Below are 11,184 nucleotides of genomic sequence, written 5' to 3' on the forward strand. Positions count from 1 at the left end.
AAGAGCGAAACCGCCAGCGGCAGCACCCGAAGAAACGGATATTCACCCAATATCGCCAGCACAAATGGATATTCACCCAATATCGCCAGCACGAACGGATATACACCCAATCCCGCAAAAAACACCAGATCAAAAGATCGCAGCCTTCGGCAGCTCCTACACTGCTATTTACGGCTTATCCCACAAGCCCAGACAACCACCCAAAAAGGAGTCTGCCCCCATGCCCGATAGAAAATGTGACTGCCCAAACTGCAAATGCACCATCAAGGAAGGCGAACACGCCTACGCCGTGCACGGCAAACACTATTGCTGCGAGGCTTGCGCGCATCACCACAAGGGCGGTGAAGAGTGCTCAAGCAAAGGCTGCCATTGCGCCCACCCCAAATAACCGCGCGCAAAAAAAAGTGGAGCCTAATCAGGCTCCACTTGCAGTTTCAGGCTTTCATCATCCAGCCGTTCGGTATGGCGAACCGTGCCTTGCAGACGCCGGCCTTCGACCCTGACCACCACGGTTTTCGCCTGGTCGAGGTCCTCCGGTAACGGCGCCGGCACGCGCAAGGCGAAGCGATAGGGGTCGTCTTCGACAGCTTCAAGACCCACCTGACAGTCCACGCTTCTGGTGATACGTCCGAAAAAGGTGTCCAGGCCATAATCCAGATGCGCCGGGCTGAAGATGCTGGTCATTGTGTACGCCCCCAAAGAGTCCCCACTGCCTGGCGAGAGTCTAGCTCGCCGGTCGCCATGTGACGTTTTCCACGCCGAATTTCTCCGCCATCGGTTTGCTGGTCTTTTGCACTTTTTCCCGGCCGAAACGCGGGATGCGACCCACGCCGGCATCACAGCTTGCCCAGTGCCACGCCTCGGCGTTGTCCATTTTGTCCGAGCGGATAATGAACGACTTGGGCGTGCCGTGAAGGGTGTAATCGATGACAAACAGTTTTGCGTTGTTCATAAAGCCCGTATTCCTCCCTGTGGTATTAGAAGGATCGCGGCGCGTCGCGAAAATTCATTCGGATTGTCCGACGGTATCTATCGTTGGCGGCGCTGTGACCGACTGGTTACCATGCGCCTTCCGCCAACCCCAATGAATACTCGCCATGGCCCTCGCCGCACCCCCCGATCTGACGGATACCGATGTGCCGGTGCAACCGCTGGCGCGTACCTATCCGCGTGGATTGTTCATCGAGCCGCACGAGCATGTCTGGGGGCAGTTGCTGTATGCGATGAGCGGGGTGATGTGGGTCGAGACCCCGCATGAGGCGCTGGTGGTGCCGCCGCAGCGGGCGGTGTGGTTGCCGCCTGGAGTGCCCCACGGGATTCGCGTGGTGTCGGACTTGCAGATGCGAAATATCTACCTGCGCCCGGTGCTGGCGGCAACGCTGGATGCGACGGTACAGGTGATTGAGGTCGGTGGGCTGCTGCGTGAGTTGATCGTCGGTTTGGTGGAGCAGGGTCACAGCGGCGAGCCGGCTTATTACGACGCCTTGGTCGGGCTGGCGTTGCTGGAACTCAAGCGTGCCCGGCGCTCGCCATTGAAGATCCCGCTGCCCGACGATTCCGACCGGCGTTTGATGAACCTGTGTCAGGCGGTGATGGCGGCGCCGTCGCTGGACATTCCGTTCGAGCAGCACGCGGAAAACGCCGGAGCCAGTGTGCGCACGCTGGCGCGGCTGTTCAAGGACAGCCTCGGCATGGGCTTCGCTGAATGGCGGCGGCAGGTGCAACTGGCGACGGCGGTGGCCGAGTTGATTCAGGGCGTGCCGGTGAATGCGATCGCTCGGGAGCTGGGGTATTCGCCGAGCAGTTTCAGTGACATGTTCCGGCGTGAGTTGGGGGTGGCGCCTTCGCAATTCTCCACTGATTGAACACAATCCTGTGGGAGCTGGCTTGCCAGCGATGGCGTCGGCACATTCAATATCTTCAGGGCAGACAAATCGCTATCGCTGGCAAGCCAGCTCCCACAGGGTTTTGTGGTGACTTTCCAGGATTTGGCCGAAATTCAGAAGTCCTTGGCCGACACCTCTGCCGATCCTTCCCTAGACTTTGCCCATTCCTTTCACGCGGCGGAGTTTTCCATGAACTACCTGATTTCGCTGGCCATCGGTCTGGGCGTCGGCCTGCTCTATGGCGCGCTGGATTTTCGCTCCCCGGCGCCACCGGCCATCGCGCTGGTGGGGCTGCTGGGCATGCTCGCGGGTGAGCAGCTGTGGCCGCTGGGCCGGCAACTGGTCGCCGGTTGGTTGTCCTGAATGTCCTTTTTTCCTTTGGTGGATGTCCTCATGAAAGCACTGCAATTCGATAAAACCGGCGACCTGTCCTCCCTGCGTTTCGTCGACGTACCGACCCCGGTGCCCGGCGCTGATGACGTGCTGGTCGAAATCAAGGCCGCCGGTCTGAACCCCAGCGATGTGAAGAACGTACTCGGGCGGTTTCCCTACACCACATTGCCACGGATTCCCGGGCGCGATTTTGCCGGTGTCGTGGTCGAAGGCCCGCAGGCGTTGCTCGGTCAGGAAGTCTGGGGCACCGGGCGCGAACTGGGCTTTTTTGCCGATGGTTCGCACGCGCAATTCGTCAAATTGCCGGCCAATGGCGTGGCGCATAAACCGTCGCACTTGAGCTTCGCTCAGGCGGCCAGCCTCGGCGTGCCTTACACCACCGCTTGGGATGCGTTGGAGCGCAGCCTGGTGAGCGCTGAAACCCGTTTGCTGGTGATCGGCGGTGGTGCGGTGGCGACAGCGGCGTTGGCATTGGCCAAGGTGCGCGGCGCGCAGATCCTCGCGGCTGCGCGGCGGCCGGAGCAGGTCAAGGCGTTGCAGGCACAGGGCTATGCGACGATTCAGCTGGATAAGCCCGAAGACCTCGGCGCGCAGGTCAACGCGGTGTACGGCGGCGGCGCTGACGTGGTCTTCGATACCACCGGTTTCTGGCTGCCCGCCTCGGTGGCGGCACTGGCAGCGTTCGGCCGCATCGCGATCATCGCCGCGCCGGTCGACGGCCACGTGCAATTGCCAGCGCTGGCGTTGTACCGCAAGGGCGGTTCGGTGATCGGGATCAACTCGCTGCTGTACGGCGTGCAAGCCTGTGCGGCGATGCTCGAGCAGTTCGGGCGGTTCTTCGATGAGGGGCTGTTGCCGTTGCCGCAGGAGTGGGTGGAAGTGCCTCTGGCGGAGGGGTTGGACAGCTACGCGAAGGTGAATCAGGGCAGTGGTGACAAGATCATCCTGATTCCCTGATCTTCCAGACACCGCATAACCTGTGGGAGCTGGCTTGCCAGCTCCCACAGGAATCGTTGTCGGGCTCAGGATTGTGGGACGCCGTTCTCCCATGCCGACCAGTTTTTCAGAATGTCCTGCACCAGCGGATTACCCGCGCGATAGAGGTTTTCCAGCGCCGGCACGAACCCGCCCTGATCGGCGTACTTCAGCAGATTGTCCACCTCGCTACCGCCCGGCGCCGGGCGGTCGAAGTCGGAACCGGCGCGCACCACGGCCAGGCGCTGCACGTCCACCAGACCCTCGCGGCTGGCGCGCAGCAAGGCTTCGTAGGTGGAGTTGTCTTCCTGTTGGGTGGTGCAGTATTCGCCCTTGTTATCGGTCAGCAGTTTGGTCCAGACCTCGGCGCGTTCGCTCAGACGCGTGCCGGAGAACCAGGTGTTGCCCGCCAGCGTGTCGCAACGGGTGACCACGGGGGGCTGATTGGCCGGTGCTGCCGGGTATTTCTGGCGCCACGCGGCCGATTCCTTGCTCTCGCTCAGTTCGACCTTGTGGCTCAGGGCGAAGGCCTTGGCCTGCAGTTTCGGGTTGAGTTCGAAGACTTCGGTCTTGTAGTCCAGCGGCGGTTTTTCGTTCGGGCCTTTCGTGTTGATGCCGAGGTAACCGGTCGGCCAGTTCGATGGCGCATCGCGCGAATCCAGCTCCCACTGGGTGCCGAACTCCACCAGGTAATGCGCCCACGCGGCGGTGCCGATGGTTCCGTGTTTGGGGCTGATGCCGGCAATCCCGGCAATCAGGAAGTAGCTTTTGCGCAGGTCGAATTTCGGCGACAGCGCCAGTACCAGGGTCGAGGCGGCGGCGTTGGTCTGGCCCATGCCGGTGGTCATCAGGCACACCTGCTGCGTGTTGCAGCGAATAGTCGGGTATTCGGCCGACAGGCCCGGCACGCGGATTTCCTGCTTGAGCTCGAGGCGATCGATCCAGTGCTGCGCCTCCGGGGCGAACATGGTGATCAGCACCACTTTCGGTTGAATCGGCGCCTCGCCCGACCAAGCGTTGGAAGAGAGCAGGGCCGCAGCGGCCAGTGATACACGCGTCATTGCTTTCATGATGGCTCCTGGATTCAGAACTGATAACCGATGCCGGCGTAGTAACCCCAGCCATTGGAACGTGCGCGGAAATTGCCGTCGCCAAAATTCAGCTCGCTGCCGTCCTCCCAGTTGCCGCCGTTGTGGAAGTAGCGGCCAACCAGGGTGAAACGCAGGTGGGTGAACGAGTACAGCAACACATTGGTCGCCACCGTGGCATTGGCGGTGCGCGCCGGGTTGTCCTTGTGCAGGTCCGAACCGAAATCGAAGTTGGTGAAGCCGATGTAGGTCAGCGAGGCGCCGTTGCTGAATTTGTCGATCGGCACGATGTACTTCAGCTGCGCGCGGTAGCCGTCCCACGAATATTCGTTGCTGGCGCCGTAGTTTTCCCACTGGTAGCGCCCGTACAGGTTGGCCGACAGGTTGACCCGCGAGTGGGTGTCGATGTCGGTACCCAAACCGCTGTACAGCGTGTTGGCGCGGTTTTCCTTGCGGCTGCCGTGGTCGTAGATCCAGTCGAACGCCACGTACCATTCCTTGAACGGCCCGATGGCCAGGCTACGGCCGGCGAGGTAGTCGATGGAGATGCGCGGTTCGTGCTCCATGAACACCGGCGAGCCGTGATCCCACACGCCTTTGTCGTGGCTGTTGCCGATGTTGAAGATCTTCGGAATGTCGATGTAGCCGTACAGCTCGAACGGACCCTTGCGCCCGAAGTACTCGTATTCCAGGTAAATATCATCGGCCGGCTGCGGGCCGAAGCTGATGTCCTTGCTGCCGATCAGCATCAGGTCCTGGTTGTACCAGTCCGACAGGTACGCGCCTTTTTTCGGCGGACTGGCTTCGGGGCTGAGGGCTTCGCCCTGGGCGGATTCCTCAGGCAGGGCAGGCTGCGCCAGCGCGGTCTGACTGAGAACTCCGGTAACGCCGGTCAGTAGCAGGGAAACAGCAAAGGTGCGCACACCGCGACGGCGGTGGCAGGAAGAAACGTGCATTCAAAGTCCTTTTTGCGGATCAAGGCCCGGAGCGGCGGGCCTGTACGGGTGTGTTACGAAAGTGGCGGCATTGACGCTTCGCAAACGTTTGCACAAGCCGTACCAATTATCAAAGTTGAAAACTGAAAAAGGTCGCAATGGCTTTGATTTTTGAAAGTGGGGTATCGCTTGGATTCGGATGGGAAACTGTTGCTGAATGTTAGAGATCTGCTTGATTAGTCTGTCGAATCTGCTTACTTTCGCACGCCTCGAAGGACGAAATTGACCACATAAGGAGTTGTTTGTGGAAGCAAGGTTTGGTGTTGGCCTCGGATCACGTATTTCCCCCCTTTCTCTTGCTGTTCACCTGAGCGTCGTCGGACTCCTGTTCGGCGGTTTCAGCGCACCGGCGTTCGCCAGTTGCGCAACCGTCGGCTCGTCCGTGACGTGCACCGGTGTGCCGACCTTGCCGCTGCTCCTCAACACCTACGCCAGTGCTGCCAACGGTCTGACGGTAAATGTCGATGCTGGCGCAGCGATGAATGCCGTTCCGGGAGGCTCCGCGATAGCCCTGACGGGAAGCAACGTCACGCTGAACAACTCCGGCACCATCGACCCGGCGTACACCGGCCCCATGTCGCAATTGAGCGGTGCTCTGTTGCTGGGGGCGAGTGGCGCGCCAGGCGTGATCAACGTGCTCAACAATGCTGGCGGTATCCTCCGTGGCACCGGCATGGTGCAGGGGCCGAACCTGACTGATCTCGGTGGCCTGGCGATCAATGTCGTCAACCCGGCGGGCGGCGTCACCCGAATTATCAATAACGGCACCATTACCTCAACCGGAGTCCAGCCCGGCATTCCTCTGGCCGATACTCCCGTGGTCGCGGTACACGGTGGTGGTTCCCAGGTGAACATGGTCAACGGCGCCACAGGCCAGATTACCGGGCGGGTGGCGTTCGAATCGTCGGCGGGTGGCAACGCATTCACCAACGCCGGCAGCATCAATGGCAGTGTTTCGCTGGGTGCGAACAGTCACAACACCTTCACTGCGGTGACCGGCTCCAGCGTTGGAATCGGTGATGGCGTGCAGAGTGGTGCCGGGCTCGGCGGCATGGCAGGCGTCGATCTGGCCTTTGCCCCCACCGGGCAGATCGACGGCGGCGCAGGTGGCACCAACAACCTGATTCTGCAGAACACGGCCGGTGTCGGCGGCGGCACCAGCGGTGTCGGCACGGCATCGAGCGCCACCTACGTCAACTTCGACAACCTGACCGTCAACAGCGGCAACTGGACCTTGGAGGGGGCATTGGTCAGCGGCAGCACCACCCTCAATGGCGGTATTGCCCGGTTCAATGACAACGCCACGTTCGGTAACGGTGTCCTGACTTCCAACGGCGGAACTATCGAGGCCGGCAATGCCGGGTTGACACTGACCAACGAGATCAGCCTCGGGGCCGACGGCCTGACCGTGCAGGGCAGCAACGACATAACCTTGAGCGGGATGATATCCGGCAGCGGCGGTCTGACCAAGACCGGCTCTGGCAATCTGACGCTCGGGGCTCTGTACAACATCTTCAAAGGTCCTTTGAATATCGTTTCCGGCAACGTCTACGCGCATGACGGCGGCGCGGTCGGCCGCTATCCCATCGTCAACCTCAGTGCCGGCACCAATCTCTACGTTGAACGCAATCTCTCTCTCGGCGGGCTGAATGGCGCCGGTAACGTGTACGTGTCGGGCCAAGGCCTTTACGTGGGCAATGACGTCAGCAATACCTTCGACGGCGAGATCCATACGTCTCGCTTGATCAAAGATGGCACCGGTACCCTGACGCTCACCGGTAACAACGACTTTCATAATGGTTCAAGCATTGTCGATGGCGGTACCTTGAACGTCGGCGGATTGCTGAACAGCTCGGTTGACGTCAAAAGCGGCGCCACCCTGACCGGCAGTGGTTCGATTCAGCAACAGGTGCACATCGACGACGGCGGACACCTGGCATTGTCCTCAGGCACCACGATGTCCGTAGGCCGACTGATCCTCGATTCCGACAGTAATGTCGATGTGCGCCTTGCAACTCCATCGAGCACGCCGGTGTTGAACATCGGCGGCAACCTGACCCTCGACGGCAACCTCAATGTCAGAGACGCCGGTGGTTTCGGCGTCGGTGTCTATCGCTTGTTCAACTACACCGGCACTCTGACCGACGATGGCCTGACCGTGACCGACGTACCCTTGGGTTACCGTCTCGGCGACATGGTGGTGCAGGCGCTGAGTAACCAGATCAATCTGGTGGTCGCGGCACCGAACAGCAACCTGCGCTTCTGGGACGGCAGCCAGACCATCGCCAATGGAACGGTGGACGGTGGCAGTGGCACGTGGAGCGCCGGCGGCACGAACTGGACCCGTTCCAACGGCGCGCTGAATCAGTCCTGGGGTGACGACTTCGGCATCTTTCAGGGCGCGGCCGGCACGGTGTCCGTCAATGGCACTCAACGGTTCGCCGGTCTGCAATTTCTCACCGATGGCTACAACCTGGTGAACGGCACAGCGGGGCAACTGACCGCTGTCAACGGCTTCAGTGGCACTACGGTGATGCGGGTCGATCCGGGGGTGACCGCAACGATTGGTGTGAACATCAACGGCAGTGGCATTCTCAATAAAGTCGACAGCGGTACGCTGGTACTCAACGGCGACAACAGTTATTCCGGTGGAACCCGACTGGATGGCGGCACGCTGGTGGTCGGCAGCAACACGGCGCTGGGCAGCGGCGCACTGGTCGCCAATGCGGACACGCAACTGGAGAGCAACAAGGCCGTCGCGCTGGACAACGCGATCACTCTCAACAGCAACCTCACAGTGGGCGGCAATCACGACCTTGCGCTCAACGGCGTTATCAGTGGCACAGGCGGGCTGACCAAGAATGGCGCCTCCGTCCTGACGCTCGCCGGCAATAACAACTTCCTTGGGCCGGTGACGTTGAATGCCGGTGGCCTGCTTCTGGCCTCGAACACGGCGCTGGGTTCCGGCGCCCTGAAAGTGGCGAATGACGCCACGCTGGAAACGACGGGTGGCTTGAATATCGGCAATACGATGTACCTCACAGGCGACCTGCACCTGCTTGGCAATAACGATCTGACGTTGAGCGGTATGATCCTTGGCGAGGGTGGCCTGATCAAGGACGGTACAGGCAACCTGACGTTGATCGGAAGTAACAGCTCCTTCCGTGGAACGGTGTTGAATGGCGGGACACTGACTCTGCAAGACTATCGCTCTACGGGCCCAGGGCCTATCGTTGTCAACGGCGCATCGGTTCTCACCGCTATTGATCGGGTCGAGCTTACCAACCGCCTGGTGCTCAACGCTGACCTGACGCTCCCCGGCGACGTACCGACATCCCTGCGCGACGTCAGCGGCAGCGGTCGGCTGATCAAAAACGGTTCGTCCAGCCTGCACATCGTTGAGGCCAGAAACTGGACCGGTGGCCTCACGTTGAATGGCGGCTCGCTGAGCGCATTTTCCGGTGCTTTGGGCACTGGCAAGCTGATCGTAGGCGGTGATTCGAGTCTTGAATCGGGTAATCCGACGACTTTTGACAACGACATCGACCTCAACGCCAACCTGACGGTGACTCGCAGTCAATCTCTGACCTACGGTATGGTCTTCAACGGAGTGATTGCCGGCACCGGCACGTTGACCCATCTGAGCAAAGTTGATCTGAAACTGACGGGCGCCAACACGTTCAGTGGTCTCCTGGATTTCCGGGCCGGCAGCCTGACAACCGTCGGCGACTCGGCACTGGGCAACGGCGCCAGTCTCAACCTTGAAGCGCCTGCGACGCTCAATCTGGGTGGCTCGGCGAATCTGGCCAGATTGACCGGCTCCGGCACTGCATTGATCGGCGCTGGCCACACCTTGAGCATCGGCAGCAACGACGCCAGCAGCGCCTTCAACGGTCGACTCGGCGGAGCCGGTGCGCTGGCCAAACGCGGTACCGGGACCTTCCTGTTGACCGGCGATCAGCCGTTCAACGGCGCGGTCTCGGTGGATCAAGGCATGCTGCAGGTCGGCAGCCGCGCGGCGCGGGGCTCCCTGGGCGGGCAGGTGAGCGTGGCCAATGGCGCAATCTTGAGCGGTAACGGCAGTGTCGGTTCGGTGGTCAACCACGGTGTGCTGGTTTCGGGTGCCGAGGCCGGCACCCTGAGCGTGGCCGGCAACCTGACCAACGCCGCCGACGGCGTGTTGGCCCTGACCGTCAGTTCTCCGACCGCTACACCTCTGGCCGTTGGTGGTACAGCGGCGCTGGGTGGAAGCCTGCAAGTGAACAGCCTGACGCCGTTCACCGGCAACACGGTGTATTCGCTGATCACTGCCGGCGGTGGAGTGACTGGCACCTTTAGCGCGGCCGATCTGCCGCAGTACACGTTCCTCAATACAGCGCTGGTGTATGACGCCAACGCAGTGAATCTGGTGGTCAGCCGTAACGACACCTCGTTCGCTGACGCTGCGACTACCGGGAACCAGCGCAACACGGCCTCGGCGTTGACGCGCAATGGCCCGGCGGGCGCGGCGTTGCAGAACGAAATCGCCAACCTCAACGTGGCAGGTGCTCGGCAGGCCTTCGACAATCTGTCCGGGGAGATCCATGCGAGCACCGCCAGTGCGGTTCTCGAGGATTCGCGCTTCCTGCGTGAAGCGGTCAATGACCGTATGCGCCAGCCAACCTGCAGCGCTGCGGATGATCCACGCCGCACGCTGGCCCCGAGCGATACCCAATTGAGCAGCAACGGCTGTCACGGTGAAATGGTCGGCTGGGCCCGTGCCATTGGCGCATGGGGCGATATGAGCGGCGACAGCAACACGGCCAGTGTCGATCGTAGCCTCAGCGGTTTCATGCTCGGCACCGACAAGCAACTGGACGAGCAATGGCGCGCCGGTATGGCGGCCGGCTACACCCGCAGCAATCTCAATGCCCATGATCGAAACTCCGATGCCAAGGTCGACAGCTACCACCTGGCGACTTACCTGAATTCGCAGTTCGATGCCCTGGCAGTGCGACTTGGCGCCGCCTACAGCTGGCACCGTCTCGACACCAAACGTGAAGTCAACGTCGGCAGTTACAACGACCGATTGAAGGCTCGCTACGATGCCCGCAGTGCCCAGGTGTTCGGTGAAGTGGGTTACGCCATCAATGCGGCAGGTGTGGCCATCGAACCGTTCGCCGGTCTGGCTTACGTCAACTACGACAGCGACACCGCCAGGGAAAAAGGTGGAATGGGGCGGCTGAAGGGCGATGCCGATCAGGACATCACCTATTCGACCCTCGGTGTGCGTATCGGCAAGTTGGTGACACTGGCCAACGGCAGTCAACTGACCCCGCGAGCGGCCATCGGCTGGCGGCATGCCTATGGCGATACCCAGCCTGATGCCGACCTGACCTTCATCGACGGCGGCGCTTCGTTCAGCACCCAGGGCGCGCCGATTGCCAGAGACAGCGCGCTGCTCGAGGCCGGTGTGGACTTCCAGATCACCCCGACCGGCAAACTCGGCATCGGCTACTCGGGCCAGGTGTCCAGCGACAGCCACGACAGCGCGATGAGCATCAGCTTCAGCCAAAGCTTCTGATCGTTGCCGAAGCACTCAGACCGCCCGCCAGGGCGGTTTTTTGTTTCCGGGGTCAGAACGCGAAAGCGTTGAAGATCCCTCTGTCTGGCGCCTGAAAAAGCCCCCAACCCCTTGTTCAGAACGGCTGGAAGTATCCACGCAGGGCCTTATCCCACAAAAGTATTAACACTATTTAACCGGTGCCCCATCGCAGGGCATCAACTAGCGTGTGTCTGGAATAGACGGTTTATCTGATGACCGTCATACGCTTGATACGTGTGCGGTATCTCGCCGCCGTTGCACGC

General features: G+C 61.1%; 9 protein-coding genes. 5 read left to right on the forward strand and 4 right to left on the reverse strand.

Annotated features, from left to right (window positions below; all coding sequences use genetic code 11):
• The first annotated feature begins 220 nt into the window (after window positions 1–220).
• Window positions 221–388, forward strand: a complete 168-nt coding sequence (locus OC71_RS27265) for a metallothionein (RefSeq protein ID WP_080963240.1) — start codon at window positions 221–223, stop codon at window positions 386–388.
• A 23-nt stretch (window positions 389–411) separates the two neighbouring features.
• Here OC71_RS27265 and OC71_RS24290 read toward each other — a convergent pair whose 3' ends face one another.
• Complete coding sequence (locus tag OC71_RS24290; RefSeq protein ID WP_041074175.1) at window positions 412–684, reverse strand: hypothetical protein; 273 nt, start codon at window positions 682–684, stop codon at window positions 412–414.
• Window positions 685–724: 40 nt separating this feature from the next.
• Window positions 725–952: a DUF6555 family protein gene (locus OC71_RS24295; protein ID WP_003223528.1), complete on the reverse strand. Its 228-nt coding sequence runs from the start codon at window positions 950–952 to the stop codon at window positions 725–727.
• 145 nt (window positions 953–1,097) lie between these two features.
• Here OC71_RS24295 and OC71_RS24300 point away from each other — a divergent pair, with 145 nt between their 5' ends.
• The 3 genes from OC71_RS24300 to OC71_RS24305 all read left to right on the forward strand — a co-directional run bounded on the left by OC71_RS24300 (window position 1,098) and on the right by OC71_RS24305 (window position 3,236).
• Entirely contained in the window at window positions 1,098–1,865 is a 768-nt protein-coding gene (locus OC71_RS24300) for a helix-turn-helix domain-containing protein (RefSeq protein ID WP_041074177.1), read from the forward strand.
• A 210-nt stretch (window positions 1,866–2,075) separates the two neighbouring features.
• Window positions 2,076–2,249 carry a DUF1427 family protein gene (locus OC71_RS27270; RefSeq protein WP_073471384.1) on the forward strand — a complete coding sequence of 58 codons (174 nt, stop codon included), beginning with the start codon at window positions 2,076–2,078 and terminating at the stop codon, window positions 2,247–2,249.
• Between the two features lie 30 nt (window positions 2,250–2,279).
• Window positions 2,280–3,236: a zinc-binding alcohol dehydrogenase family protein gene (locus OC71_RS24305; RefSeq protein WP_041074179.1), complete on the forward strand. Its 957-nt coding sequence runs from the start codon at window positions 2,280–2,282 to the stop codon at window positions 3,234–3,236.
• A 65-nt stretch (window positions 3,237–3,301) separates the two neighbouring features.
• On the opposite strand, the gene OC71_RS24310 is transcribed toward OC71_RS24305, so the two are convergent.
• Both OC71_RS24310 and OC71_RS24315 read right to left on the reverse strand, forming a co-directional pair.
• The gene (locus OC71_RS24310; RefSeq protein WP_041074181.1) at window positions 3,302–4,324 is read right to left on the reverse strand and encodes a purine nucleoside permease; all 1,023 of its coding nucleotides are present in this window, start codon (window positions 4,322–4,324) and stop codon (window positions 3,302–3,304) included.
• A 14-nt stretch (window positions 4,325–4,338) separates the two neighbouring features.
• Window positions 4,339–5,298 carry a nucleoside-specific channel-forming protein Tsx gene (locus OC71_RS24315; protein WP_041074183.1) on the reverse strand — a complete coding sequence of 320 codons (960 nt, stop codon included), beginning with the start codon at window positions 5,296–5,298 and terminating at the stop codon, window positions 4,339–4,341.
• Between the two features lie 283 nt (window positions 5,299–5,581).
• On the opposite strand from OC71_RS24315, the gene OC71_RS24320 reads away from it, so the two are divergent.
• Complete coding sequence (locus OC71_RS24320; protein WP_084234288.1) at window positions 5,582–10,900, forward strand: autotransporter domain-containing protein; 5,319 nt, start codon at window positions 5,582–5,584, stop codon at window positions 10,898–10,900.
• Window positions 10,901–11,184: the final 284 nt, after the last annotated feature.

Origin of the sequence: Pseudomonas sp. W15Feb9B (assembly GCF_000828175.1) — a bacterium.
GTDB classification, from domain to species: Bacteria; Pseudomonadota; Gammaproteobacteria; order Pseudomonadales; family Pseudomonadaceae; genus Aquipseudomonas; species Aquipseudomonas parakoreensis.